The 26,861-nt window shown below is 55.8% G+C and carries 28 protein-coding genes; 16 read left to right on the top strand and 12 right to left on the bottom strand.

Translation table 11 applies throughout. From position 1 onward, the window contains the following. Window position 1 precedes the first annotated feature (1 nt). The 4 genes from rfbC to IDH45_RS00310 are packed head-to-tail and all read left to right on the top strand — an operon-like array spanning window position 2 to window position 3,268. On the top strand, window positions 2–577 hold the full coding sequence (rfbC, locus tag IDH45_RS00325) for a dTDP-4-dehydrorhamnose 3,5-epimerase (RefSeq protein WP_190923597.1): 576 nt from the start codon (window positions 2–4) through the stop codon (window positions 575–577). Continuing rightward, window positions 574–1,431, top strand: coding sequence for a glycosyltransferase (locus tag IDH45_RS00320; RefSeq protein ID WP_190923595.1), 858 nt, complete (start codon window positions 574–576; stop codon window positions 1,429–1,431). Before rfbC ends, IDH45_RS00320 begins: the two co-directional genes overlap by 4 nt. Before the next feature lie 4 nt (window positions 1,432–1,435). Further along, a complete protein-coding gene (locus IDH45_RS00315) occupies window positions 1,436–2,110 on the top strand; it encodes a GNAT family N-acetyltransferase (protein ID WP_190923593.1) in 675 nt (224 codons plus the stop codon). Window positions 2,111–2,128: 18 nt separating this feature from the next. Then, window positions 2,129–3,268, top strand: a complete 1,140-nt coding sequence (locus tag IDH45_RS00310; RefSeq protein ID WP_190923592.1) for a DegT/DnrJ/EryC1/StrS family aminotransferase — start codon at window positions 2,129–2,131, stop codon at window positions 3,266–3,268. Between the two features lie 148 nt (window positions 3,269–3,416). Here IDH45_RS00310 and IDH45_RS00305 read toward each other — a convergent pair whose 3' ends face one another. Both IDH45_RS00305 and rfbF read right to left on the bottom strand, forming a co-directional pair. Next, window positions 3,417–4,412 carry a glycosyltransferase family 2 protein gene (locus IDH45_RS00305; RefSeq protein ID WP_190923590.1) on the bottom strand — a complete coding sequence of 332 codons (996 nt, stop codon included), beginning with the start codon at window positions 4,410–4,412 and terminating at the stop codon, window positions 3,417–3,419. Between the two features lie 68 nt (window positions 4,413–4,480). Continuing rightward, the gene (gene rfbF, locus IDH45_RS00300) at window positions 4,481–5,254 is read right to left on the bottom strand and encodes a glucose-1-phosphate cytidylyltransferase (protein WP_190923588.1); all 774 of its coding nucleotides are present in this window, start codon (window positions 5,252–5,254) and stop codon (window positions 4,481–4,483) included. 379 nt (window positions 5,255–5,633) lie between these two features. Between rfbF and IDH45_RS00295 the strand changes: the two genes are divergently transcribed. Then, entirely contained in the window at window positions 5,634–6,902 is a 1,269-nt protein-coding gene (locus IDH45_RS00295; protein WP_190923587.1) for a WD40/YVTN/BNR-like repeat-containing protein, read from the top strand. A gap of 136 nt (window positions 6,903–7,038) precedes the next feature. Here the strand turns inward: IDH45_RS00295 and IDH45_RS00290 are convergent, their stop codons facing one another. From IDH45_RS00290 to nikR, 6 genes are all read right to left on the bottom strand, one after another. After that, window positions 7,039–7,632, bottom strand: coding sequence for an ABC transporter ATP-binding protein (locus tag IDH45_RS00290; RefSeq protein WP_190923585.1), 594 nt, complete (start codon window positions 7,630–7,632; stop codon window positions 7,039–7,041). Next, window positions 7,622–8,545, bottom strand: a complete 924-nt coding sequence (locus IDH45_RS00285; RefSeq protein WP_190923583.1) for an ABC transporter ATP-binding protein — start codon at window positions 8,543–8,545, stop codon at window positions 7,622–7,624. Before IDH45_RS00285 ends, IDH45_RS00290 begins: the two co-directional genes overlap by 11 nt. 84 nt (window positions 8,546–8,629) lie before the next feature. Then, a complete protein-coding gene (locus tag IDH45_RS00280) occupies window positions 8,630–9,508 on the bottom strand; it encodes an ABC transporter permease (RefSeq protein ID WP_190923582.1) in 879 nt (292 codons plus the stop codon). Continuing rightward, entirely contained in the window at window positions 9,505–10,494 is a 990-nt protein-coding gene (locus tag IDH45_RS00275; protein ID WP_190923580.1) for an ABC transporter permease, read from the bottom strand. Before IDH45_RS00275 ends, IDH45_RS00280 begins: the two co-directional genes overlap by 4 nt. A gap of 31 nt (window positions 10,495–10,525) precedes the next feature. Next, window positions 10,526–12,118, bottom strand: a complete 1,593-nt coding sequence (locus IDH45_RS00270) for an ABC transporter substrate-binding protein (protein ID WP_317891110.1) — start codon at window positions 12,116–12,118, stop codon at window positions 10,526–10,528. 488 nt (window positions 12,119–12,606) lie between these two features. Continuing rightward, complete coding sequence (gene nikR, locus IDH45_RS00265; RefSeq protein ID WP_190923577.1) at window positions 12,607–13,287, bottom strand: nickel-responsive transcriptional regulator NikR; 681 nt, start codon at window positions 13,285–13,287, stop codon at window positions 12,607–12,609. Between the two features lie 508 nt (window positions 13,288–13,795). Here nikR and IDH45_RS00260 point away from each other — a divergent pair. Genes IDH45_RS00260 through IDH45_RS00235 form a run of 6 tightly spaced genes read left to right on the top strand, consistent with a single transcriptional unit; the run spans window position 13,796 to window position 19,749 of the window. Then, entirely contained in the window at window positions 13,796–14,782 is a 987-nt protein-coding gene (locus IDH45_RS00260) for an aldo/keto reductase (RefSeq protein ID WP_190923575.1), read from the top strand. Between the two features lie 41 nt (window positions 14,783–14,823). Beyond that, window positions 14,824–16,191, top strand: a complete 1,368-nt coding sequence (locus tag IDH45_RS00255) for an LLM class flavin-dependent oxidoreductase (protein ID WP_190923573.1) — start codon at window positions 14,824–14,826, stop codon at window positions 16,189–16,191. Window positions 16,192–16,239: 48 nt separating this feature from the next. After that, on the top strand, window positions 16,240–17,019 hold the full coding sequence (locus IDH45_RS00250) for an ABC transporter permease (RefSeq protein WP_190923571.1): 780 nt from the start codon (window positions 16,240–16,242) through the stop codon (window positions 17,017–17,019). 36 nt (window positions 17,020–17,055) lie between these two features. Further along, window positions 17,056–18,072 (top strand): ABC transporter substrate-binding protein, encoded by a 1,017-nt coding sequence (locus IDH45_RS00245; RefSeq protein WP_190923569.1) that lies wholly within the window; start codon window positions 17,056–17,058, stop codon window positions 18,070–18,072. Between the two features lie 25 nt (window positions 18,073–18,097). After that, window positions 18,098–18,871 carry an ABC transporter ATP-binding protein gene (locus tag IDH45_RS00240; protein ID WP_190923567.1) on the top strand — a complete coding sequence of 258 codons (774 nt, stop codon included), beginning with the start codon at window positions 18,098–18,100 and terminating at the stop codon, window positions 18,869–18,871. A 17-nt stretch (window positions 18,872–18,888) separates the two neighbouring features. Continuing rightward, entirely contained in the window at window positions 18,889–19,749 is an 861-nt protein-coding gene (locus IDH45_RS00235) for a sulfurtransferase (RefSeq protein ID WP_190923566.1), read from the top strand. A gap of 242 nt (window positions 19,750–19,991) precedes the next feature. Here the strand turns inward: IDH45_RS00235 and IDH45_RS00230 are convergent, their stop codons facing one another. After that, window positions 19,992–21,128, bottom strand: a complete 1,137-nt coding sequence (locus IDH45_RS00230) for a Fic family protein (protein ID WP_190923564.1) — start codon at window positions 21,126–21,128, stop codon at window positions 19,992–19,994. Between the two features lie 123 nt (window positions 21,129–21,251). On the opposite strand from IDH45_RS00230, the gene IDH45_RS00225 reads away from it, so the two are divergent. After that, the gene (locus tag IDH45_RS00225; RefSeq protein ID WP_190923562.1) at window positions 21,252–21,662 is read left to right on the top strand and encodes a TroA family protein; all 411 of its coding nucleotides are present in this window, start codon (window positions 21,252–21,254) and stop codon (window positions 21,660–21,662) included. Window positions 21,663–21,944: 282 nt separating this feature from the next. Here the strand turns inward: IDH45_RS00225 and IDH45_RS00220 are convergent, their stop codons facing one another. Next, on the bottom strand, window positions 21,945–22,247 hold the full coding sequence (locus IDH45_RS00220; protein ID WP_223836266.1) for a hypothetical protein: 303 nt from the start codon (window positions 22,245–22,247) through the stop codon (window positions 21,945–21,947). A gap of 339 nt (window positions 22,248–22,586) precedes the next feature. On the opposite strand from IDH45_RS00220, the gene IDH45_RS34865 reads away from it, so the two are divergent. Together IDH45_RS34865 and IDH45_RS00210 are read left to right on the top strand one after the other, a co-directional pair. Then, a complete protein-coding gene (locus IDH45_RS34865; protein WP_190923560.1) occupies window positions 22,587–23,345 on the top strand; it encodes a helix-turn-helix domain-containing protein in 759 nt (252 codons plus the stop codon). A gap of 21 nt (window positions 23,346–23,366) precedes the next feature. Further along, window positions 23,367–24,065, top strand: a complete 699-nt coding sequence (locus tag IDH45_RS00210; RefSeq protein ID WP_190923558.1) for a transglutaminase-like domain-containing protein — start codon at window positions 23,367–23,369, stop codon at window positions 24,063–24,065. 97 nt (window positions 24,066–24,162) lie between these two features. Here IDH45_RS00210 and IDH45_RS00205 read toward each other — a convergent pair whose 3' ends face one another. Then, complete coding sequence (locus IDH45_RS00205; RefSeq protein WP_190923556.1) at window positions 24,163–24,363, bottom strand: hypothetical protein; 201 nt, start codon at window positions 24,361–24,363, stop codon at window positions 24,163–24,165. 368 nt (window positions 24,364–24,731) lie between these two features. Between IDH45_RS00205 and IDH45_RS00200 the strand changes: the two genes are divergently transcribed. Beyond that, window positions 24,732–25,412 carry a DUF4386 domain-containing protein gene (locus IDH45_RS00200; protein WP_190923554.1) on the top strand — a complete coding sequence of 227 codons (681 nt, stop codon included), beginning with the start codon at window positions 24,732–24,734 and terminating at the stop codon, window positions 25,410–25,412. A gap of 122 nt (window positions 25,413–25,534) precedes the next feature. After that, on the top strand, window positions 25,535–25,900 hold the full coding sequence (locus tag IDH45_RS00195; protein WP_190923552.1) for a DUF3862 domain-containing protein: 366 nt from the start codon (window positions 25,535–25,537) through the stop codon (window positions 25,898–25,900). 148 nt (window positions 25,901–26,048) lie between these two features. On the opposite strand, the gene IDH45_RS00190 is transcribed toward IDH45_RS00195, so the two are convergent. Beyond that, complete coding sequence (locus IDH45_RS00190; protein WP_190923550.1) at window positions 26,049–26,816, bottom strand: exodeoxyribonuclease III; 768 nt, start codon at window positions 26,814–26,816, stop codon at window positions 26,049–26,051. Window positions 26,817–26,861 lie beyond the last annotated feature (45 nt).

The raw sequence follows: 26,861 nt of genomic DNA, 5'->3' as shown, positions 1-26,861 counted from the left end.
CATGTTGATCCAGCCTTGTGCTTTATCAGGGGTATATGAGATTACGGGAACGCCCCACCACGATCATCGGGGATATTTCACCCGGCTGTACGACCGGCAGCTATGGAGCGATTACGGCTTGGACCGGACTTGGGTTCAGGAGAACCGTTCCTACTCCAGCCGGAAAGGAACGATCCGGGGGCTGCATTTTCAGCGGCCGCCTTGTGCGGAGACGAAAGTAGTCCGGGTAAGCCGGGGAGCGATTCTCGATGTGTTCGTGGATATGCGGCGAGATTCGCCTTCATTCGGACAATGGGGATCGATCGAGCTGACGGAAGACAATCACAAGATGATTTATATACCGAGAGGGTTCGCTCACGGTTTTTGCACGTTGACGGATCATTGCGAGGTCACTTACAAGGTGGATCACCGCTACACTCCTTCTCACGAGGGAGGCATTGTGTGGAACGACGAGACGCTTCGGATCGACTGGCCCGTATCTGCGCCGATTCTCTCGGACCGGGATGCCCGGCTGCCGGCGTGGAAGGAGCTCATGGGAACGAGTGCGAACGACGAGACGAAAGGGAGATCGGGATGAAACCGCTGGTAAGCATATTGATTCCTACCTACAACCGTCCCCGTTATTTTGAGCTGGCTTTGAAGAGCGCCTTACAGCAAACGTACCCCAACATTGAGATAGTTGTCTGTGACAACAGCGATAATAACGAGACCGAGCTCATCGTAAAACGGTATCAGGCGGAGCCGAACGGATCGAAGATTCTGTATGTGCGCAATACCAAAAATATCGGTCCGATCGCCAATCAGCAGCAATGCCTGCGGCTCGCCTCGGGGGAATACGTCAATTATTTGATGGATGACGATTTGTTTCACCCGGATAAGATCGCGAAGATGATTCCGTATTTTCTCAATAACCGGGGAGTTACGCTTGTGACTTCCCAGCGCCGGGTCATCGACAAGGACGGCAAGCCGCTGTATGTCCCGCCGATGTGGACGTTCCGGAAGCTGTACCAGACCGATACGGTCGTCGACGGGAAAGTGCTAAACCGGCTCATGATGCGGGATCAAACGAACTACATCGGAGAACCGACGACGGCCATGTTCCGCAAGAAGGATCTGACCGAGCCGTTCGGCGTCCTGATGGGAAGGCAGGTCTACTACGCGGTCGATCTGGCCGCTTGGGTGGCGCTGCTGGATAAAGGGAAAGGCGTCTATATGACCAAACCGCTGAGCTATTTGCGCTATCATCCGAAGCAGCTGTCGCAGCACAAGATGGCGGGGGAAGTCGCCAAGCTCGATAAGGAAACGTTTTTACGGTTTGCCAAGGCCAGAGGATATATCTCGGAGAAGGAATACGACAAATATATGAAAAAAATATCGATTCCCAAAGGCCTCCGAGAGAAGGTTGAGGATTACTTGAAGAAAGGACGCTAGAGCGATGAAGGAACTATTAAAACGGTATAAGTATGCGCCCGCCGATCAGCTTCCGTCTTATTGCATCCCGATCACCGTAAACGGCAAAACGTGCGGACGCCTGCGTCCGATCACGCCGGATACGCTGCACAGCGAGGAGGAAATCCGGCTGCTGACCGAATGGCGGAGCGCCTCCGGCGAATGGTTCACGACGCAATTCCCGGTGACGGAGCATGGAACGCGCCAATGGCTCGAGCAGCAGGTGCTGCAGGCGGACGACCGGATTTTATTTTTCGTGGATGATGAGGATTGGAATCCGATCGCCCAGGTAGGCTTCCTTCACTACGATGAGGTCAAGAAGCAGTGCGAATTCGATAATTTGCTGCGGGGCCGGAAAGGGCGATTCGGCAATATTATGATCTACGCCCTGCTGGCCCTGGGGGAATGGAGCATCCGGGTGCTCGATCTGCAGACCGGCTACCTGAACGTGCTTGCCGACAACGCGCGTGCGATCGCGATCTACAAGAAGCTCGGCTTCCAGGAAGAAACAAGAACGCCTCTGGTGAAACAGGTGGAAGGCGACGTCACGCGGTGGGTGGTCGCAGAGGACGACGATACCGGGGGCGAAGCGCAGCGGTATCTCGTTACCATGAAAGTGCGGACGGAAGGGTTCTATGAAACCTTGAAGCAGATTTTATGACACGGGGAGTGACCGCTAGTGAATATCAGGCTGTTTAAGCCTTCCGTCGGCAGGGAGGAGCTCCAAAGCTTGGAAGCCAGCTTCACCGCTGCCTGGCTCGGATTAGGGCCCCGTGTCAGCGAGTTTGAGCGAAAGTGGAGCAGCTATGTCGGGTGCAGGGAGTCCGTCGGCGTCAATTCCTGTACGGCGGCTCTCCATCTGGCTTTGTCCGCTTACCGGTTTCCGAAAGGGAAAAAGGTGCTCGTGCCCGAGCTGACCTTCGCGGCTACCGCCATGGCGGTTTTATACAACGGTCTGGAACCGGTGTTCGTCGATATCGACGAACAAACGTTATGCATCAGCCTCGAGGACCTGGACCGGAAGTACGACAAAGATTGCGCCGCGGTGATGGCGGTTCATTTTGCGGGGCACCCGGCAGAGATGGACCGGCTCGTCGCTTGGGCGAAACCGCGCGGAGTGAAGGTGATCGAGGATTCCGCGCATTCCGCCGGAGGGAAGTATAAAGGGAAGACGCTTGGAACGTGGGGCGATATCGGCTGCTACAGCTTTGAGGAGAAAAAGTGCATGACGACCGGCGACGGAGGGATGATCTCCTCGGACGATGCCGATCTGCTCAAGCCGCTGCGTCATTCGCGCTGGGTAGGCATCAACAAAGATACGTGGGAGCGGTACGAGGCCAATCAGTTGAACAACCGCGATGCGAACAGCTGGTATTATGAAATATCCGATATCGGGTACAAATACAATATGAACGATATGATGGCCTCGATCGGCCTCGCTCAGCTGGAGAAGCTGGACGGGATGAACCGCAGAAGGGAATCGATCATCAAGCAGTATACGGCGGGGCTGAAAGGATGCGCCAAAGTTCGTGAGGCGCTTCCTTACCATCCCGAGCATTCCTCGTATTGGGCCTACATGGTGCGGGTCCCGGACAGAGAAGCGTTCATTCTTCATATGAAGGAGCTCGGCGTCGCGACGGGGGTCCACTATATGCCGCTTACGCTGCATCCACTCTTCATGAAGTATAAGGGCGAGACGCCCTCGGCTTACGCGATATGGGGCGAACTCGTCACACTGCCGCTGTTCCCCGATTTGACCGACGAGGAAGTGGCGTACGTGTTGTCCTGCATTCAGGCGTACGAGGCCAAGTCCGTGTGAGGGACGAAGCCTGGGGAAACCGGTAGTAGGATGCAAAAGAACCTTCAGAACCACGCTAGGTGGAGCTGAAGGTTCTTTCACGTCACCGGAACGAAAAGGGGGGATAAGGAGGCCGGTTCCCTCAACATCGACTTAGAACTAGAAGCGGTTAAGTAAAAATCTTCCGGAGTTCCAACCAGAACAGAAGGGCTTGAAGCTCCTTGGCGTCATCGGCAAAACCGGGCAGGCGGGCTCCGGCTTCTGTCACCATCCGGATTCTGGATAGAATTTCTTCAAGATAACGATCGTTCGTTTTTTTATTCCAATCGGGGATTTGCTCGACAAGCTGCTGCTTCAGCTGCCGGATCGCCCGGGTATAAACGGCTTGGTCGGCAAGAAGCCCTTTCTCTCTCGCATCAATGGTATGGTCGATCCAATCGCATAGCCGGGCCATTTGGGAAGGCGTGCTTTTGGACAATTGGCTGGGATGTTTGCGGAAGTAGCTGAGCGGCTTCGATAAGAAGACGGCATGTTTGGCCGTCAGCAAGGTGAGCCAGGAGGCGGCATCGACGTTGTTGTAAGCGGTTTTGCCGCAGAAGGAGCCGAAAGGCTCGCTGAGGTCGGATTTGCGGAATAAGACGGTGGTCGGTTCGCCGATGTAATTGTTCCGGCCAAGCAGCATTTTCTCGCTGAGCGCTCTCCCGTTTACTTTCCGGCCGCGGATAAACTGTTTCCGGAACGCTTCGTCCTTCGGCAAAACTTCGACCTCCCGGCCGGAGTCCTTGATCATCGTCCGGCGCGAGGTGACGAGTGAGATGCTGTTGTCCTTCAGCATGTACGGGAGCATGGCGTCGATTTTGTCCGGGTGCAGCAGATCGTCGTCCATCAGAAAATTGATATACTCGCCGGAGGACAGCTCCAGACACTGCCGCTGGTTGGCGATCGGCCCGATATTCCGGCTGTTTTTTACATATTGGATAGTTCGGGAACCTTTCGCCTTCGCCTGGAGCTTCCGAACGACCTGATCGGTCCGGTCGTTGTCGCTGTTGTCCGATACGATAATTTCCGTAGGGGTATAGGTTTGGGAGAGCGCGCTCTTTAACGCCTGCTTCAAGTAATCCGGCCGATTATAGGTGGGGATCAGGATGCTGACGAGCGGCTTCATGGGATTCCCTCCTTGTTGGTTTCGCGTTGTCCGATCCGTCCGTACGGATGATCTTCCTCCGGCCTTGTCTACCACAGCTTCCAAGGCGCGTTTCCCGAGTGCCACAGCTGTTCCAGATGGTTTTTGTCCCTCAAGGTGTCCATCGCGTACCAGAACCCCGTATGCTTATAAGCATGCAGTTGGCCGGATCGGGCGAGCTGCTCCAGCGGCTCTTTCTCAAAGATCGTCGCATCGCCTTCGATGGTGTCGAACACGCTCGGCTCCATTATAAAAAAGCCGCCGTTCACCCATCCTCCGTCTCCCCTCGGCTTCTCGTTGAACTGCTCCACCTGGCTGCCGGTTCCGATCGATAAAGACCCGAATCTGCCTGCTGGCTGCACGGCGGTGACGGTGGCCGACTTTCCGTGGGAACGGTGGAAGTTGACCAGCTCGCGAATGTTCACATTGGATACGCCGTCCCCGTAAGTAAGCAGAAACGTCTCGTCCCCGACATGCTTCTGAATCCGCTTGACCCGTCCTCCGGTCATTGAATCGCTACCCGTATCGACGAGAGTGATCCGCCAAGGCTCATGATTCGAATCGTGATAGCGCAGGTTGTTCTTTTTGGTGAAGTCGAGCGTGACATCGGACTCGTTCAGCAAATAGTTGGCGAAATACTCTTTGATCAGGTTTCCTTTGTAACCGAGACAGATAACGAACTCGCGGAACCCGTAGTGGGAGTATATTTTCATGATGTGCCATAGGATCGGGCGCTCTCCTATTACAATCATCGGTTTCGGTTTCACTTGCGTTTCTTCGCTGATTCTTGTGCCGAGCCCTCCGGCTAGTATGACGACTTTCATAGGTAAGCTCCTTTCTGGCAGTATTCCGTAGGATCGGAGAATCTGAAAATCAATTACAATATTATATGTAAGTACTCTCGGGTTGACAGGTACAAACTCATATAGCGGCGGCTCAAAAGAAGAGTTAGGCGCGCCGGGCAAGGGAAGGAAGCAGGGGAAGGTGTCTGCCGAAGGAGCTGGGGGCGGCGGGATCGGCAGGATTCTTGCAGCATCGGGCGAGCGGAGGGGGAATGTAGTTTGAATTAATGACAGTATAACTAACAGTCGTTCGTTAGTTGATGAGATGTGCCATGCTTCGGCAACTATTTGGATTAGTACGCCGTCTAATAGGGTATATCTTGAAGGAGTACAGCTAGAAGGCCAGAAGGAGTGAACTTTGATGAAAACTCGATTGCGGTTTATCGCATTTGCATTATGGGCTTGCATCCTGATGGCGGTGCTCGCCGGCTGTGTGTCCCAGCAAGGGCAAGCTCCCGATCCGGCAGCCGGAACCGATCCGGACACGCCTGCTGCCTCGGCGGCCGATCCGGCCCCGGGCACGGCCAACGGGCCTGATGAGCGGCCGGGCCAGCCGGCTCCCGGATCGCAGGAGACACCCGGAACCGTTCCTCCGCGAAGCGACAACGGCGCCGCTTCGCCGGCGGTCCGGGCGGATCAGGTTACAGCCGTCCGGCTGGCCACTCCGAAGTCCGGATGGACCGGCGGAGAAGGCTGGATCGCTCGAACCGACGACGGCGGCAAGACATGGACGAGGCAGTACAGCGGAGCCGGTACGGTGAGCCAGTTGTTTGCCCTGAACGGCCAGGAAGCATGGGCGGTCGTGACGGACGGGTCGGGCAAAGGGACGAAGCGGACTTTACTGAGCACGACCGACGGCGGGAAACAATGGACCGAGGCCGGGATCGTCCCGAGCGACGGCTTCCTCCATTTCGTATCCAAGACGGAAGCGTTCAGCGCCAATGCGGTGACGAAGGATGGCGGGAAGACGTGGAACGAGCTCCATGTTCCCGACCGCACGACGGGAGACGCCTACTTCCACGACGAGCGGAACGGCTGGGCGGTGGCGCAGGTGAAGGATACGATCTCGGTGCTCCGAACGACGGATGGAGGGCAGTCGTGGCAAAGCGTCATGTCGCGCAAAACGGTAGCCCCGCTTAACGGCGCCCTCATCCGTTCCGCCGGAGCGGACGACGCATGGGTGGAGTGTATCGGGGATTCCGGGATGAGCCAGACGTCTTATTCGCTCTTTCATACGGCAGACGGCGGCAAGAGCTGGCAGACGGTGATCGCGAACTCGACGGCGGGAGGCGGGCCGGCGCCCGGGTTCCCGATCGATCATTCGAGCGGCCCGGAGAATACGGGAAGCAAGCCGGGCGCCCTGTACGTGGTCGATCCGAAGACCGCTTATATGGGCGGCCAGTGTCCGGCGTGCGACAAACCGAATACGATCGGCTGGACGACGGACGGCGGCAAAACGTGGACGAACGGGGAGACGCAGCTTGAAGGCTATGGCAATCAGCTGCTGGCGATCGCCGACGCAACGCACGGCTGGTGGATCATATCCGACAGCACAGGGCCGTCCGTGATGTACACGACGGCGGACGGCGGCAAAAGCTGGAGCAAGGTGCATACGTTCCAGGCCCTGTGACAAGCGCATAGCAGACAAAAAAGAACCTCCGGATTCCGCTGGCTGCGGGATTATCCGGAGGTTTTTGGCGTATGGCTGATTCCAGCCTGCGCTGCGATCGGCGGCAGACGTACCGTTCACAACGTCTTACAACGGTTCACAATTCGATCATCCGATCGCATAATCGGTCCAGCAGCCTGCGCTCGTGGCTGATGACCAGCACGCCGAGCTGCCGCTCACGGGCAATTCCAATGACGGCGCTCCATATCTGCGCTTGCGTAATCGCATCGAGCATCGTGGTCATCTCGTCGGCGATCAAGTAGCGCGTATCCGGCCCGAGCGCGCGGGCGACGCAAAAGCGCTGCAGCTCGCCGCCGGACAATTCGTTCGGGTACCGGCTCAGCCATTCCTCGGCGATGCCGAGCGAGGTGCGGAACGCCCGGTCGGGCTCCCAGCCCTCGTTCAGTATGCGGCGCATGCTGAGACGGGGGTTCACGGCTTTCTCGGGATGCTGGAAGACGAGCTGGACCGGATGGTAGCCCGATTCCGGGAGCGCCTGTCCGTCCAGCCGGACCGTTCCTTCGTGCGGCTGCTCGTATCCGGCCAGCATACGCGCCAGCGTGCTTTTGCCGCGCCCGCTTGGGCCGGCCAGTCCGACAATCTCTCCTCGTTCCACGGAAATGTCTATATTGCGCAGCACCCAGGGGCCGCCGCTGTAGCGGAACCCGAGATGGCGTCCTTCAAGTGGCATGGAAACACCTCGTCTTTCCTTCGCGAAGAACCCGCATCGGAGGTCGCTCCCGGCCGCACTCGGAGGTGGCCAGCGCACAGCGCGGCGCGAACAGGCAGCCGTCCGGCAGCTCGCCCGGCTGCGGCTGGCTTCCGGGAATGGGAAGGAATTCGTTTTGCGGGAGCGCCCGCCACAGCGCCTTGGCGTACGGATGGCGCAGACGCTGACCGCTGTCTGCGAAATCTTCCGCGGCTGCAATCTCGACCGTCGTCCCGGCGTACAAGACGGCCACGCGGTCGGCGACGCGCAGCGCCGATTCCAGATCGTGGGAGATGAGCAGCACCGCGGCGCCTTGATCGGCCAGCTCCCGCAGCGTGCTCAGCGTCTCCTGCACGACTGCCGGATCGAGTCCCGGCGTCGGCTCGTCGGCGATGAGCAGCGATGCGCCGCTGATCGTTGCGGTAGAGACGAGCACCCGGCGCGCCATGCCGCCGGACAGCTGGTGCGGGTACCGGTTCTCGGCATCCGGCGGAAGCCGGAACCGCTCGAACGACTTGCGCTGCTCGACCAGCGGATCTCCGGTTCTCACCGAGCTGCGCACTTGAGCGCCGACCTTCATGAGCGGATCGAGGAAGTTGACGGACTGCGGGACGAGCGCAATCTCCCGTCCGCGCAACTGCTCCTGCCGCTGTGCAGTCAGCACGTCCCCGTCGTAGCGGATCGTTCCCGACATCGCAGCGTTGGACGGCAGGATGCCGAGCACGGCGTGCGCCAGCAAGCTTTTGCCGGAGCCGCTCGACCCGATAACCGCTACGATCTCTCCCCGGCCGACCGACAGCTGGACGCCTTGCAGCACCTGGAGCCGGGTCTGCTTGAAGCCGCGCGTATATTGCATGAACGAAACGGACAGATCGTCCACTTCGAGAATAGGCATACGGTTCCCTCTCCTCCTGGCCGAACCTTTCGGTGCCGGATTTTGTTGCGGCCGATCTTTACGGCGGAGCGTCAATCCGGCCGGTTATTCGTGCATCCGCCGGGGATCGAGCAGCAGCCTCAAATTTTCTCCGGCCATATCGAACGCACGCACGATCAATAGCAGGCATAAGCCCGGGAAAAAGGCGAGCCACCACATGCCCGTAGACAAGTAACGCATCGATTCCGATAAAATAATGCCGACGGCCGGCTGGTGCGGAGACAACCCGAGCCCGATAAACGTAATCGCCGCCTCGTGCAGAATCGAATGAGGGAATACGAGCAGCAGGCCGGTCAACAGCTGCGGCACGATATGCGGCATCATATGGCGGGTGACGACCCACCAGCGGGACTTGCCCATCCGGCGCGAGATCAGCACATATTCCGCCGTGCGGAGCTGCAGCACTTCGGCACGGATGACACGGGCCAAGGTCGGCCAGTGCGTAAGGGCGATCCCGATGACGACGCCCTTCATGCCGCCGCCGAATACGAAGGCAATCAGGATCAGCGTGACCAGGTGCGGAACGCTCAGAAACAAATCGATCAGCCAGCTCACGACCCGGTCGGCCGCTTTGCCCAGGGCGGCGGCCAGTCCCATCAAGGCGGCGATGACAACACTTGCGGCCGCGGCGGTCATCCCGACGTTGATGCTCAAGGCCAGCCCTTTGATCGTGCGGGTGAACATATCGCGCCCGAGCCAGTCGGTTCCAAATAGATGTGCCGCCGACGGCGCCGAATTACGCAGCTCCAGCCGGGTGGCGAGCGGGTCCGCGCTCATGAGGCTGCCGGCCGTCCAGACGGAGACGACCAGCAGGCCGGCCAGGGCGACGGCGCCTAACGCCCGCTGCCTCCGGTTGAACCGGAAGCGGGACAACCGGGAACCGGCCGCGGCTTCCGCTCCGGGATTTACTTCGTGAATATTCATGCAGGCCGCCTTTCCCGAATCCGCGGATCGATCAGACGATAGAGCAGGTCAGCGATCAGATTGCCTGCGAATACGAACAAGGAGCTGAACAGGACGATGCCGAGCAGGAGCGGGACGTCGCCGCGCAAGCCCGCTTCCACCGTCGCCTGCCCTAGACCGGGATAAGAGAACACTTGCTCCGCCAGCACGGCGCCGCCGAACAGCTCGCTGAACGCGGCGAAGTGAAGGGACAAAGCGGGCAGGGCAATATTGCGCAAACCGTGGCGGCGGAACAGCCGGAACCCGCGCTCGCCTCTGGCCCGGGCGAACAGGATGTAGTCGCTGCCCAATACGTCGGACAGCTTCTGCCTCGTATGAAGGGCGATGGGGGCAATCCCGACGATGCTGAGCGTCAACGCAGGCAGCAGCATATGTTCCAGCCGGTCGCTCCAGGTCACCTGTTCGGCGAGCACCCCCGCCGGCGTCCCGAGTCCGACCGGGAACCAGCCGAGCCAGACGGCAAACACCATCAGGAGCAGCAAGCCCATCCAGAACGTCGGGGTGGAAGCGAGCGTGTAGCAATACCACTTGATCAGCTTGTCCGGCCAGCGGTCCTTGTTCATGGCGGCAATCACGCCGGAGGCGAAGCCGAACAGGCCGGCCAGCAGCCAGGAAAGGCTCATCAGCCATAGCGAGCTCATGAACCGCTCGCCGATGACTTCGGCCACCGGCTGCCGGTACATCATCGAAGTGCCGAGGTTGCCCTGCAGCAAGGCGGAAGCCCATCCGGCGAACCGCTCCAGCGGAGGACGGTCGAGCCCCCAATATTCCGCGATCAGTTGCCGCTGCTCCGGACTGACCCGCATCATGTCGGCGCCGACATACGCCTGAATCGGATCGATCGGCGAAGAGCTGACCAGCACGAACGATACGATACTGATTGCGGCGAGCAGCGAGAGAAGGCGGATTAGCTTTTGCAGAGTGTACGATAAGGTGCGAACAACCATGGTTCCAGTTTCCTTTCTACGATACGAGGCCTTACTTCGTCCATTTCCATTCCTCGATATTGTCGGTTACCGGCCAGCCGTGTCCGTGAGGATGGATGCGCTGCTTGCCGATGCTCAGGTTCTCCTTCACGACATACACGTGATCGATGTTCACGAGCCATGCCCATGGCGCGTCCCCTTGAGCGCTTACGCCGGTTGTGCCGTCCCATTGCGCTTTTTTCCAATAGTCCATCGCTTCGGCTTCATTCGTCGCCCGAAGCGCCTTGGTCATCCATTCGTCGACGGCCGGATTGCCGTAGAAGCCGGTATTGTAATATTCGACGCCTTTGTATTTGCTGCTGTACAGGTTGTACATCTCCAGCGGATCGTTGCTGCCCCAGCCCATCAGGATGGCGTTGGCATGCATCAGCTTGCCGATCTCGTCCCAGCTTTTGCCGAGCACGTCGATCCGGATGCCGATCGGCTTGATCATGTCGGCGGCGGCGAGCGCGAGCGATTGGCGGGTTACGTCTCCGGACGGATAGATCAGCGAGAATTGAGCCTTAAGCGCCCCTTTCTCGAGAATTCCGTCGCCGTCGGCATCTTTCCAGCCGGCGTCCGTGAGCATCTTTTTCGCCGCCGCCGGGTCGGCGTCTTTTACCGCCGCGCTCGGATTGTACCAGGGCAGTCCGTCGTTCACCGTATACGCCGGCGTTCCGTAGCCTTCGAGCACCCCTTGGATGAGCGCTTTCCGGTCGATCGCCGTATTGATCGCTTTGCGAATGGCCGGATCGGCGGTGACGTCGTTACCGACCGGGTAGCCGTCCTTCGTCTTTTCTCCGGATTTCACATAGGGAAAGGCGATTCCGCGATTGTCCACCGTACGGACGGCTTCGACCCGCATGCCGTTTACTTGCTGCTTGCTGAATGCGGCCGGGATGTAGGAAATGTCGACTTTGCCCGCCTTGGCGGCGGCGAACGCGGCGTCTTCGCTCAGAAACAGAAACGTCAGCTTTTTGAAAAACGGTTTATCGCCGTAATAGTCCGGGTTGGCTTCGACGATAGCCTGCTGACCTTTATCCCACTGTACGAGCTTGTACGGTCCGGAGCCGATCGGCTTCGAGGCATAATCTTTGCCATGAGCGTGCTTCGGCACGATGCCCGTCGATACGAGCTGGGTGATGAACGTCGATTGCGGCTCCTTCAACGTGAATTTGACGGTGTAGTCGTCCCCGGCTTCGATGCTTTTGACATGGGTCAGGTCGATGATCGAGCCGTTGGCCGCTGCTGTCTCGAACGTATATTTCACGTCGGCGGAAGTGACGGGCTTGCCGTCGGAAAATTTGGCGTCTTTGCGCAGTTTGATCGTCCACTGGGTGCCGTCGGGGCTTACCTCGTAACCGGTAGCCAGATCGTTAGCAATCTTCATGTCCGAGTCCCGCTTCAGCAGCGTGCTTTGGAATAACGGCGAGCCATACCGGCCCCAACCGGTCGTCGGGTCGAACCCCGCTTCAGGCTCGGCGCCGACGGCGAGCACGAGCTCGTCCTCCTTGCGGGCGCCGGAATTGTCCCCGGAGAAGCAGCCGGCCAGCACGAGGCAGGCGAGCAGCGCCACGAGGACGGTGTGTACAGATTTTCGTTTCAAGACGGTTCCCTCCATCTGTCTCTCTATTTTCGTAACACGTTTTATCGACATTGTAACACAAAGGTCGGAGGAGAATAAGAGCTTTAACAAAATTTTCTTGCTTCCATGAAAGACGAATTAAAAAAGGAGACCGCCGGGCCAGCTCCTATCGCCGAACAGACAGAATCCTAGTGTTCCTCCTCCCTATAGCCAAGTATAAGCTGCGGAAAGACGGGAAATAGAGAGGCTGGTTCGTGCACCAACGTTTCTTTGCAGGAAGCTGGAGGATAGGAGGGATAAGAGCGATGTGCACCCCTTATTGGTCTCAAAGTCGGGTTGAGCGGAAAATAAGAGCGGTTTGCAGCTCCAATATTCCCCCGAATGCCCTGCTGCGGCGCAGAACGGGTGAAATAAAAGGTGCAAACCGCTCTTAATTGTAAAAATGATAGCGACGGCGCCGGATTAAGAGGTGCGAACCGCTCTTATCGTTAGGCGGCATTTGCGGGAACTTATAAGCGCTCTCGATTGGCATCCGTACTTCTATGAAATCTTTCGAGGTGATCTGCCGGACGGTTACGATTCGGATGTGCCTTGGCCGGGGGATGCTCGTGTTCACCTGCAGGGGAAGGCGTCCCGGAATGATCGCGATTTTCAGGGGCATGGTGATCATGGTGGTTATGCTGATGGTGATGATGATGATCGTGATGGTCGTGATCATGATCGTGGTCATGGTCGTGATGGTGGTGGGAGTGGTCGCCGTCGCCCGGCTCCTGCTCGTCCACATAAGTAACCGACAGCTCGCAGTACAGTACGCCGCGCTGCACCTGAATTTGCGCATGCAGCTCTCTCAGCTTGGCGAGGAGGCCGCGAACCGCAATAATTTCGAGACACTGGTCGCGATTCATATGGATGTGCATGTTCGATATAATTTGCCGGTGAAACCGGTGCTGGAGGTCCATAAGCAGCAGCGGCAGCTCCCGTACGTCATGATCGTACACCATCACGATCGTTCCGGCGACGATCTGCTCGGGCAGCAGACGCCCCGGCTGCAGCAGCGCCCTGCGCACCAGATCGCGAATCGCTTCGGAGCGGTTTGTATAGCCTTGCTCGGCTGTGTACTGATCGAACTGCTGGATTAATTCGGACGGCATCGAAACGCCGAATCGGACCAATTCATCTTTCTCGGCCATAAATTCCTCCATTAAGCCTGTTTACCCTAAATTGTAGCACAATTGGAGCCGCTTCACGAGAAACCGCAACACGGCTCTGCTCGGACAGACGCATCTACAAAAATAAAAAAACGATTGCGAACCGTTTCGTCTCATGTTATTATCCTACTTAATACATCGGAATAGTAATATTAATATTCCTCGACCGGACAGCCGGAGAGACGCTTGTAAGCAACCAAACAAGCCGTCTTTCCGGCTGTTCTTGTTTGTTAAAGCAACGAAGGATTTGTTTTCAGCGAAGCTGAAGCTGACGCAACCTTTTGCCCGCAAGACCGGCTTGCCCCGCACACGGTTTTCCGCTGTGGAACGAACTTTGGCACGCACATACTTAGCGCCGGGGAGATCGTCATGTGGCGAAGTTGATCTCTTTTACCCGCAAGCGCAGCACCGGCTTGCCTGCACACGGGTTCCCCGCAGCGGAGCGAGCCCGAATCGAACCATTTCATCTGCCAAGGAGGCGTACATCCCTATGTTATACCGCAAATTAGGAAGAACCGGCCTGAAAGTGTCAGAAGTCAGTCTGGGCACGATGGCGTTCGGACGATGGATCGACGAGAAGACGTCCGCGGAGGTGCTGGACTATGCTCTGGACGCCGGCATCAACGTCGTGGATACGGCGGATATTTACGGCAAAGGAATGGATGTCGGGGACCCGAACCAAAGCGGCCAATCGGAAGAGATCCTCGGCAAGCTGCTGAAAGGCAAGCGGGACCGCGTCGTCCTGGCGACCAAGGCCCATGCCCGAGTAGGGACCGGCGTCAACGACGAGGGGCAGAGCCGGTATCATCTGTTCCGCGCGCTGGACAACAGTTTGAGAAGGCTGCAAACGGACTATATCGATCTGTATCAAGTCCATCATTTCGATAAGGAAACGCCGCTGGAAGAAACACTCGGCGCCCTGGACGATCTCGTCAAGCAGGGAAAGATCCGGTATATCGGCTGCTCCAACTACGCGGCGTGGCAGCTCGCCAAAGCTCACGGTATCAGCGCCGTTCACGGATGGAACCGGTTCGAGAGCGTGCAGCCGGAGTACAGCCTCATCACGCGCGGCATCGAGCGGGAGCTCGTCCCGTTTGCGGAATCCGAGAAGGTCGCCATCATCTCGTACAGTCCGCTCGGAAGAGGGATCTTGACCGGCAAATACCGTCAGGGCGAGGCGCCCCCGGCCGACTCGAGGCTTGCGGCAGGCGAGAAGCGGCTGGAGCTGCTGCTGCATTCCAATCCCGCGTACGCCCTGGTAGAAGCGATTTTACCGCTGGCCGAGAAGCGGGGCTGGACGCTGGCCCAATTTTCACTGGCATGGGTGCTCAGTCATCCTTACGTGTCCTCCGCGATTCTTGGCGTTTCGAAGCCGGAGCAAATCCAGAATTCGCTCCAATACGCGGACCAGCGGCTGACGCCGGAAGAGCTAAGCGAAATCGACGCCATCTCCCGCAAAGTCGGTCTGATAATTTAAACCTGTGATCATCATGCATACCAACCTAGGAGGAACCTCTCATGAGCATATCCAAACGACAACTGCATCTCGGCCTGTTTCTGTTCTCCACCGGCTACCATCCGGCAGGCTGGAGGCTGCCCGAGGCGGTCGCAGGCGGAGCCTTCGACCCCGAATTTCTCAAGCAGGTCGCCCTCAAGCTGGAGCGGGCGAAGTTCGACTTCTTTTTCCTCGGCGACCGGCTCGCCTCCAGCGCGGATGAGCAGTACACGTTTCCTTCGCAAATGATCCGGCTGGAGCCGTTCACGATGCTCTCCTATCTGGCAGCCGTGACGGAGAAAATCGGACTGATCGTAACCGTCAATACGACCTATGCGGAGCCGTACCACGTGGCCCGGATGACCGCGTCTCTCGATTATTTGAGCGGCGGGCGGACCGCCTGGAACGTCGTAACCGGCGCGGATACCCGGGCGGCGCTGAACTTCAGCCGCGAGAAGCATTGGGACAACGCCAAACGTTACGATTATGCCAACGAGTTTGTGGGGATCGTGAAGGAGCTTTGGGATTCGTGGGAGGACGAGGCGTTTATCCGGGATAAGAAAAGCGGCGTCTTCGTCGACGAAAGCAAGGTCCATGCGCTTAACCATGTCGGGGAACATTTCTCGGTAGCCGGTCCGCTGAACGTAGCCAGGCCGCTGCAAGGGCAAATTCCGCTGCTATCCGCCGGCACGTCCGAGCGGAGTCAGGAGCTGGGAGCCCGGTTTTCCAGCGCCATTTTCACAGGCGAGATTTTGTTGGAGGAAGCCAAGGCCTTCTACGCCGGGATCAAAAGCAAGCTGGCCAAATACGGCCGCACACCGGGGGAGCTGTCGATCCTGCCCGGGCTGGTGCCGCTGGTCGGCTGCACGAGCGAGGAGGCACGCGCCAAATACGAGGAGTTGAGCGCCCTGCTCGTCACGGATTATAACCTGGCCCCGCTGTCTCAGCGTCTCGGCATCGATTTGACCGGTTTGCCGCTCGACGGACCGCTGCCGGATGTGTCGCAGTCGAGTCACCCGGGCGATAAGGCCCGGCGTCTGATCGCCCTGGCGCAAAGCGCTTCCGGACGCGAGGACATCACGGTTCGCGAGCTGTTCCATTACTTTGCCGCGACGGCGAGAGGCCATCTGCTTGTGGTGGGCAATCCGGCTGAAGTCGCCGATCAGATCGAGACGTGGTTCGTTCAGGAGGCCGCCGACGGATTTAACATATGCCCTCCGTACATGCCGGGAGGACTCGACTTGTTCGTGGATCTGGTCGTACCGGAGCTGCAGCGCCGCGGACTGTTCCGTACCGAATACGAGGGAAGCACATTCCGGGAGCATTTCGGCCTGACGCGTCCGGACAACCGGTTTGCCAAGCAGGCTGCTCTGCAGGGAGTCGCGGAATAACCCGCCTGATTATCGTACCGTACGAAGCGGGAGAAACGAGGGAAATGTATGGGCAACGGGAAAGCCGCCCGTTACAGAGGCGGTATCATCATCGGTCAGATCGCGCTCCTGCTGCTCGGTCTGGGATTTATCGAATATATCGTCCGGGCCGGAATCGTCGGCAGCTTGTATGTGCCGGAGCCGACCCGGGTTGTGCAGGAAATCGCCGCTTTATTTACGAAAGGCGAGCTGTTTCGTCATCTGTTCGTCACGCTGCAGGAGTTCGCCGCCGGGTACGTGCTGTCCGCCTTGGCCGGGATCGGGACCGGGATGTTTCTCGTGCTCGTACCGAATGCCGAAACGTTCTTCCGGCCTTACCTATCCGCGCTGCTGGCCATCCCCAAAGTGACGATCATCCCGCTGCTGATGCTGTGGCTCGGGATCGGGCTGTCCAATAAGATCGCCATCGTATTTTTGTTCTGCTTTTTCACGATCGCCTTTAATACGATTACCGGGATCAAGCAGACCGCCGAGCAGCATCTGAAGGTAGCCCGCGTGTTCGAAGCGACGAAGTTCCAGACGATCTGGAAAGTGATTTTGCCTTCTGCAGCTCCAACGATCTTCGTCTCGCTGAGGCTGTCGGCGGCTACGGGGCTCGTAGGGGCGCTGTTCGGGGAAATGACCGCATCGAAGGAAGGGATGGGCAACCTGCTCATACAAGCAACATCCGTGTATGATACGGCCAAGGCGTTTGCGATCATTACGATCATCACCGTCGTATCCGTGCTGATTATCGCGTTCATCGATACGCTGGAGAAAAAAGTCGTGCTGAAATGGAAGTCTTCCTAATTACAATCATCCGATCCATCAGAAGGAGAAAAAACCATGATCAAACACAAATGGAGGAGCGTCCTGCTTGCAAGTATAGCTGCCGCGCTGATGCTGTCCGGCTGCGCCGGGAGCGCCGCCAAAGGGAACGGCGGGGAGATGGCTTCGCCTGCTTCCGCTCCCGCATCTGCGGACAACGGAAAGCTGCAGAAAATCCGCTATTCCCCGCTTAGCGGCATCAGCGGTCTGGCGGTACGGTTCGGGGCGGAGAAGGGTTTCTTTAAGGAAGAGGGCCTCGACGTCGAATTCATTACGACCAAAAACGCTGTAGAGGGGCTTACGAGCAAAGATGTCGATATCGCCGATGTCCCGACGACGACCGCCATCATCGCCGCGGGCAAGGGCGCCCCGATCAAAATCGTCTCCTCGATGTTCCGGACGAAAGGACCGTTTTACTTAATCGGGGCTCCCGGTATTAATAGCGTCGAGGACTTGAAGGGAAAAAAAGTCGGCGCCGGCACGTTCGGCAGCGGCCTGGACGTCTACACGCAGACGATTCTCCAGAAACACGGGCTCAGCAAAAACGACGTAGCCTACGTGGCCAACGGCGCGCAGGAAGCGGCTTACGCCAGTCTGCTGACAGGCCAGGTCGATGCGACGATCATCCACGAGCCATTCGCCTCCCTGGTGGAGATTAGCGGCCAAGGGACGCTGCTCGCCAAAGGCTGGGACTATCTGCCGAATTTCCATACAGGCGTGCTGGCCTCGCGCAACGATTTCATCGAGAAGCAGCCGGAACTGATCGAGAAGCTGCTTCGCGCCTATTTCAAATCGCAGGAATATGCGAAAATCCATTTCGACGAGTACCGGGCGTACTTCCTGCAAAATGTCAAAGTGGATGAGAAAGCGGTGGACAGTGCCTTCAAGCGCGAGGACGTACTGTGGGAGAACGATCCGAACGTCGATGCGAAATCGCTGCTTGAAACGCAGCAGATCCAGGTCGATCTGGGCTTCCAGGACAAAGTGTACGACGTGGATAAAATCGTCGATTTGCGGTTCATACCTAAAAAGTAAAACGATCTGGAGGCGGGGTGAAAGTATGGCCGGATTCTCGATCAACGCAGTGTCGAAAGTGTACGGAGGGACCGTCCCGACCGAAACGTTGTCGAATATCGACCTGACGATCGAAGACGGGGAATTTCTCAGCATTCTCGGTCCGAGCGGCTGCGGCAAAAGCACGCTTCTCGAAATATTGGCCGGGCTGCAGCTGCCGTCGTCGGGAGAGGTGCGCTTCGGCGGCAAGAAGCTGCAAGGGCCGGGCGTCGAGCGGGGGGTCGTGTTCCAAGACCCGTCGTTATATCCGTGGCGTACGGTGTTCCGGAACGTCGAGCTGGGCCTCGAACTTCGCGGCGTTCCCAAAGCGGAGCGGAAAGTGGTGGTCCAAAAATATTTGGATATGGTCGGGCTCCAAGGGTTCGAGCATAAATATCCGCATCATCTGTCTGGGGGGATGAAGCAGCGGGCGGGCATCGCGAGGGCGCTTGCGGGCGATCCCGAGGTGCTACTGATGGACGAACCGTTCGGGGCGGTTGATCATTTGACCCGCTTGCAGCTGCAGGACGACTTGCTGAACATCTGGGAGGCGGAGAAAAAAACGGTCGTGTTCGTTACGCACGACGTATCCGAGGCCGTATTTCTAGGGGACCGGGTCGTGCTGCTGTCGCCGAGGCCCGGCCGGATCAGCAAGATTTTCCACGTTCCGGGCGGACGCCCCCGCAAGCGCGACGATCTCGAGCTGCTCAAGATTCAGAGCGATATTTACGCGGTCATTCACGATGTGAAGACGCAGGAGCATTTGGAATATGTGATCTAATGGAAGGAGCAATGAGGATGCCGGGTTCGAATCTTGTAAAAGCGGAGTGGGTACAGGCCCGTCTGGAAGCGGGAGAGGAAATCGTCATCGCCGACGTTCGATTCTCGCCCAAGGATGCCCTTCACGGGCGAAGCGCCTATGAGCGGGGACATCTTCCGGGTGCGGTGTTCGTCGATTTGAAAGCGGATCTGGCCGATCCCGCGAGAGAGCACGGGGGCCGGAGCCCTCTGCCGGCGCCGGAGCGGCTGGCCCGGACGCTTGGCGGTCTGGGCATCGGGAAGTCGTCGACGGTCGTCGTCTACGAAGACGGCAACGGTCCGGCCGCGGCCCGGCTGTGGTGGGTGCTGAAATATGCGGGAGCGGACCGCGTCCATGTGCTGGACGGCGGCTACGACGCCTGGGTGGCGGCAGGACTGCTGGTCACGAGGGAGCAGCCGGCTCCCGAGCCCCGCGAATTCGTGCCGGCCGTGCGGCCGGAGCTGCTCGCGGGTGTGGACGAGGTGCGTGCATCATCGGAAGGCCGCCGCACCGGTACGGCGCTCGTCGATTCGCGCGACGCCCGTCAGTATGCGGGCTTGGAAGCGCCGTTCGATCCGGTCGCCGGGCATATACCGGGCGCGGTGAACTATTTCTGGAAGGACGTGCTGAACGAGGCCGGCAGCTGGAAGTCCCCGCAGCAGTTGCGCGACCGCTTCGCAGAGCTCGGCGCCTCGGACGAGATCATCGTCTACTGCGGCTCGGGCATCTCGGCGACGCCGAACGTGCTGGCGCTGAAGGAAGCGGGCTTTACGAATGTGAAGCTGTATGCGGGAAGCTGGAGCGATTGGATTAGTTATGAGGAGAATCGGGTTGCGACGGGGGACGAAGACCAGGCTTAAGCAGATATACAGGTTGTGACTCGAAGTACATCGTTCATGTGGCGGTGTACTTTTTGTGTAATGCAAGGGGGGATAGAAGTCAACAGGAAGTCGAAGGTCAGAATTCCTCGATTGAGGAATCTGGCCTTTACTATTAGGAATTGGTGCTGTATAAGTTGATGGGTATTCGTGAGTACTCTTTAGCTACTTCATATTGGAGTAAACAACATTAGTAAGTGCGAGTTCGCGTATAAGTTATTCTCTTAATGATCTAATAAATCTAACAAATCATAGTTAAAATACTCAATATTCCTTTTTTGAGCAGGGTCTTTGAAGATTAGACCCAGTTCATTTAATGAATTTAAAATTCTCCTAGCAGTTAAAGGTGCAATTCTAAACTGTTCGGATACTTGATTAGCAGTTATGTTAGGGTATCTAAAAGTCAATAAATAAATTTGTTTTTGGTTGTGAGTATCACATTTTTTTAATCCATTTAAGGCTAATCCTTCAGCGTTATCTAGCAAAATATTCAATTTATCGGCCATACGTTTTGAAGCATCTAAGAAGAAATTCAACCAGTTAAACCAATTAGGATTGTCTCCTCTTGTTTCATTTAATAAATGATAATACCTTGAACGTTGTTTTTCTAATTCTTCACTGACAAAGAATATAGGGCTAGATATTTGTTTAGATTGCATCATAAATAGTGCGATTAGTATTCGTCCTAAACGTCCATTGCCATCTAAAAATGGATGAATAGATTCGAATTGCGCGTGCAGAATGGCTACTTTTAGAAGAGGATGAGTATCCTCATCTAAAATAAATGCTTCTTGAGGTAAATGAGAGGTTTCCAATTTTTCGCCATATGGATGTTTATTTGCGAAAAGTTCCCAATTATTCATGTATTCTTCTATTTCATTAGCGGGTACGGGAATATAAGCAGCATCTTCAAACCTTTTTGTGGGTCCGATCCAATTTGGAACTTTTCTAAATTCACCGCTTGCAATGTTGGTACCTCTTGCTGGTCCATCCATTAAGGTTGTGTGTAGTTCTAGAATGAGGCGGGTTGTAAGTGGATAACCATTTAGGATTCTCTCTTGACCCACAGTAAGTGCTCTTTGATAATTTAGCACCTCAATATGCTCCGATTTTTGTTCGGATTTGTGGCTATGTTCTATCATATCTGTAAAAGTAACCTGTGTACCTTCGATTCGTGTGGACTGAACAGATTCTTTTAACGCTAATGTATTAATTAAATCAGATTTTAAAATGGAACGTCTAAACTTTTCATCTAGTCTACCAATTTCTGAAGAAATATTGGCTAATTTCATAAACAATTCAGCTGCCTGCCGAGAATTCACACTTACTGGTAACTTTTTGACACCTTTAATTGCTGCCATAAAATATCCCCTTAAGATCATTTTTTTATTTTTTTGTTCTTTATAATAGTATATTATACATATCGAGTGAAGGGTATACCCGATATTGAATGTAAATAAAAATTAATGGGAGAGAGTGGAGTCTTGACAAGGAACAAATATTGTTGTTTAAAGTGGTTTTTAAGCAGCGCAACTGGAGCGATTGGCTTGAAAACAGGAGGATTGGCTGAACTGCTGTATCAGCAGGAAGGGTATCCCATGTCCGAGACCGTGAAAGGTCTGAAACCGGCGGAAAGGTCCCCTTACATTTCAGTCTCGCCCGAGCTGTTGCATGAGATGGTTATCGGCGACCGCCTGTTCGTCTTGTATCTTTCCAATCCCGATGCCGAAACTTCTTTCAAGGAATTGCTGGAATCCCCCATTTGGAAAAGGCTGCCTGCCGTTCAAAATGGGAAAGTCACTTTTGTGGATACCAAATGGAACTATAATGATATGTTGACCAGTGACATGTTGCTGGACGAGTTCCCTAAACTGCTGAACAACAAACTTCCGTGAACGGGGTGATCTCGGAACGGATAGTCGGTAGGAGCGTATGATCAACTGCCCGTAATCGTCTTTCCGAACCGCGAAGCACCCCGGCGCGCGGTGCTCGACGCGATATGACGGTTGGTCAACCAAGGCTGGAGTGAATCCAAGTCGGTTTGCCCCGGCCGACCTTTGATTCTGTATGATTTTTCGCATAGAATATTTCAAATCCATGCAAAATGATAAATTCTATATGATTATTCATACAGATTCATTAATTTTGCCTACTCGGAGGAAAATATATATGATTTTTCATATACAATCGCACGATCGCTCCACAATCAGACCAAATCCGGACTTGTCCATGATTTCAAAAATAATCCGTACCGCTCCTACAACCCACATAAAATCCACAAAGTAAGAGCGTCCCCGCCAGTCCTTCACCTCATACTCGGGGTGGATCCCGTGAAAGTGACCGGCAAGCGGCCACCAAATTTGCTCAGCGAACAATCGCTTTCCGTAGCCGTGGCCCCGTCTTAGAGCGTCGAGACGTTCCCCTCTTCTTCGCTTTAGATGATCGCGTATCCAGTTCTCGTGTTCCAATTGGAAGCCCATTCCTCGATCCCTCCCTCGCATATTCGATTGATACAAGCCTAAAAACCCCGCTTCCTCTCCGGTTAGAAAGGAAGCGGGGCATTCTTTGCCGCTTGGCTGCTGGTTGATATTCATAGTGTGACACAAAGTTTTCAAGAGCGCAACAAGTTAAGGGGAGAGGGAAAGGGTTATACGAATCGAATCTGTACAGGCCGTTGGCGCGCGTGTACAATCTTTCATGATAGATGGGCACAGGGAACGCTGACGGTTCAAGAAGAGGCCGGATCAGGACAAGCGAACGGCAAGCTGAGATGAAAGTACAATGGCATAAGGAGAGGCAAAGCATGATGAACGTATACGGTGCCGATCACCATTCTATTGGTACTAACTGACACCATCGATGCCGATATTCACAAACATTTGTTTTTGCAAGCGACGATCTCCTTGCAGGATACGTTTGAGATGGAAGTGGAAGGCACGCTTCGCACCTGCGGCGGTATCGTTCTGGATTCCAATGTGAGCCACCGCCTGGACGGGCAAGGCCAGCCGCTGCTGCTGTTGTTAATGGACAGCACCTCCACATTGGCGGTGGGCTTCAAGAAACAGATCGGCGATCGCGGATACGGCGTATTTCCGGATGGTAAGGCGGCTGCGGCCGCTGAGTTTGTGCGCAGCTTCAGTCATACCGTTGCGGGCAGTACCGGCTATAACCGTTTCCTGACGCAGCTCCTGGAACTGCTGGGCGTCCGTTATGTTCAACCGGTTATGGCTGATCCGCGTGTTCTGGAGTTAATCGGTATATTAAAAGAAGGGGAGAGCGACGACCACTCCATCCGTTATTTTGCCGGGAAGCTGGGCTTGTCCGGCAGCCGATTATCTCATCTGTTCAAAGAACATACGGGAATTCCGTTAAGCGGCTACATCCTGTTAAATAAGCTTCAGAGGGCGATTTACCTGATTTTGAACGGGATGCCGATTACAGAAGCCGCACTGAACGCGGGATTTGACAGCCCCTCGCATTTTGCCGCCGCAAGCAAACGGCTGCTCGGGATGACACCCAGAGATATTCGCAAAGACAGCGTCTTTTTGAAAGTTTCTTACGCACACGAGACGGTATAGTGGGGGCAGGAGGTGCTCCCCATGAGAACGTATACCTTGGAAACGGCTTTGCTTAACTACTCGCATCCCCGCATTCGGCAGTTGATCCGGGCGAAGCAGTGGGATCGCTTGGCGCCGCAGCAACAACTACTCGACATGTACAACTACGTCCGCGATACGGTTCTGTTCGGTTATAACCGGGCGGATGATATACCGGCATCCGAGGTGCTGCAGGACGGCTACGGTCAATGCAATACGAAGGGGGTGCTGTTCATGGCTTTGCTGCGAGCCGTGGGGGTGCCTTGCCGGATGCACGGATTTACGATCGATAAAAAGCTGCAAAAAGGCGCGATGAAAGGCTGGTATTACCGGCTGTCGCCCAATGAAATCATCCACAGCTGGGTGGAAGTGCATGTCGAGGGAAGATGGCTGAATATGGAGGGATTTATTTTGGATCTTCCTTACTTAACCAAGCTGCAGCAAACATTCAGCGAGTGCGAAGGTTCATTTTGCGGTTACGGCGTGGCCACGAACGATTTCCAAAACCCGCCCGTCTATTGGGACGGCAACGATACGTATGTGCAAAAAGAGGGGATTGTGCGCGATTTGGGTGTGTATGACAGCCCGGATGCGTTTTTTGCCCGCCATCCGCAAAACTTGAGTCGAATCCGGAAGGTGGTATACCAGCAGGTCGTCCGGCATCTGATGAATCGGAACGTGAGAAGGATACGGGAAGGATAACCAGCGAAGCTAAAGAGCCTACGGAGCTGGCGGGGCGGACGGCAAGCCGGACCATCCGGCTGCGGCGGATGGATGTGCAGGCGACGGAGAAGCCGCATTACAACCCGTCACGCAAAAAAAAGGTGCCCCCCGCTTTCTGATGAAAGCGGAGGGCTGAACATCTGCCGAACCTGCCGCGCAGGCGGATACGAGGCACGCAGGCGGACCAGCGCTGTCCTCGACATACGATCGTCAGCGCGATTTTGCTGAGAACGTTGTAGCTGTCCTTGTTGCCCGTAATGATCAGATCCGGGTTCAAGCTGGCGATAAGCTCCCGGCTCGTTTCCCACGGTTAAGTCACGGTCAAGGGGAGTTACCTCGGCGATCCGGACAGGAAGGCAGAAGAGAGGGGCGGCTTCGGGGCCGGCCGGTCGGGATGGATCAATGGACGGCATGGCAGGTGCTCCTTTTTGGTGATAATAATTTTCATTATAGCGGACGAAAACTTCCGATGACGCATCTTTCCGTCGCGATGGAATGAAATTTGCGGGGATTTGTTTTTGAAGCCGTACTTTAGTATCTGTAAGGCCGGAGTCGGATTCGACTATAATGCACGGTGAACAGCGCAATTGCCGGGCAAAGCTACACGCAGCCCAGCCCGCAAACGCAGAGGAGGGAAGGGGAGAAATGAACACGGATAGAAAAGCGGCAGTCCTTGCAGGCATCCTGTTTTTATTTGCAACAGCTGCCTATTCATTAGGAAATGCAAGGATCGAATCGATTTTAGGTTCTCCGGATTACCTCACGAATGCCTACAGTCACAAAAACCAAATCCTTACGGGGGTATTGCTGGAGTTTATGAATTCGGCCGCCGTTGTCGGAATCGCGGTCGTATTGTTCCCGGTTCTAAAGCGGCATAGCGAAAAAATCGCAGTAGGTTACGTCGGTTTCCGGGTCATAGAGGCCGTACTTCTGGTTGTTGGCGCAATCGGTTCGCTGCTGCTCGTGCGATTAAGCCAAGAATTTATCGCGGCAGGAGCTCCGGATGATTCTTACTTTCATACGCTGGGAGTGATAGCGGAAGAAGGAAGTTTCATTGCTTTTCAGCTGGCTATGATTACGCTGGGACTGTACAGCCTTTTGTTTTGCCATTTGTTGTACCGGTCCAGCCTTATTCCCAGATTCATCTCGGTTCTCGGCTTTATTGGATATGTCTCGTTGTCGGCCAGTGCGATCGTGGAGCTTATGGGCCATAGCGGCATGATTCTATACATTCCGGGAGCCTTATTCGAGATCGTGATGCCTCTTTGGCTAATCGTCAAAGGGTTTCATATCGTTAAGGAGCCGCAGTCAACGGAAGCGGCGTAAAGGAGCGAGTCGTACTGAAATTGTTCAGTCGTAGGTCCTAAATAGTCCATTTCGCATAAAAAAAAGATCGGATGAGTGAGTACAATTTTATGAGTAACAATTGCTATCATTCGGGAGGCACTATGAAAATTTTTCGTATAGCAATCGTTATCGGTATCCTGATCGCGGCGGTGGCCTGCGGCTCGAAGGACGGCAACCAGATTAAGCCGGCGGGCGGGACGGCCCCTTCAACGGAACAGAAGTCGGAATCCTCCAAAAAAAGTACGATTACAAAAGAACAATACGACAGAATCAACAACGGAATGAAGTACAAGGAAGTCGTTCAAATCGTAGGGGGCGAAGGCGAGATCGTATCGGAGAGCGGTGAAAAAGGCAGCAAGGTGTACGCCATCGGCGTTACGTACGAAGGAAAGGGAGGTTCCGGCAGCGCGAGCTTCGTCTTTCTGGGAGACGAATTAAAGTCCAAATCGCAATATGGTCTTAAATAAAGGCGGACGGAATCTCATGCGGAGCATAGGGCGCAGGTTATGGGCGGTGGCAGATTGTCGGCGGACAACTTGTCGCCGCCCTTTTTGCCTGCAGAGCTGGTGAATTCATTCCAAGGGAAAGCTGCAAATCCCCGGCGCAAGTATCCGATTAGCCTTTAAGCTCGTCCGCCATCTGCAGCACTACGGGACAATGATCGCTTCCCAGCACGTGGGCGTCGATTTGCGAGTCCAGCAGCGCCGGCTTCAGCCGGGAGGAGAGGAGGAAATAATCGATCCGCCAGCCGACATTCCGCTCTCGCACTCGGGGCATGTTCGACCACCAACTGTAGGCGTCCGTCCGGTCGGGATACAAGTCCCGGAACGAATCGATGAAGCCGGCTTCGAGCAGCCGGGTCATCTTGTCCCGTTCTTCCTCGGTAAATCCGGAATTGCCCCGGTTGGCCTTCGCATTTTTCAGGTCGATCTCCTGGTGAGCCACATTCAGGTCGCCGCATACGATCACGGGCTTGCGCTCGTCGAGCTGCTGCAAATAAGCGAGGAAGCGGTCCTCCCACTCCATCCGCAGCTCCAGTCTCGACAGATCGCGTCTGGCGTTGGGCGTATACACATTCACTAGATAGAAGGCAGGGAATTCGAGCGTGATAATCCGGCCTTCGGGCTCCAGGTCCTCTTCCAGCCCATACCGGACCGATAACGGCTTTATTTTCGTGAATACGGCAGTACCTGAATACCCCTTCTTGACCGCATAATTCCAATATTGCTCGTACTCTTCGCCCAGCTCCAGGCTGATCTGCCCTTCTTGCAGCTTCGTTTCCTGAAGGCAGAACAGGTCTGCATCCGTTTCCTTGAAATAATCGAGAAAGCCCTTGTTCACGCAGGCTCTTAATCCGTTGACGTTCCAGGATACCAGCTTCATCGTCGTTTCTCCCCTTGCTAAGCTTCCGATTCTACGGGTGGTGCT

The organism is Paenibacillus oceani (assembly GCF_014705615.1).
Classification (GTDB): domain Bacteria; phylum Bacillota; class Bacilli; order Paenibacillales; family NBRC-103111; genus Paenibacillus_AB; species Paenibacillus_AB oceani.
The sequence above is the reverse complement of the archived record's forward strand: the minus strand, read 5'-3'. Positions and strand labels throughout refer to the sequence as shown.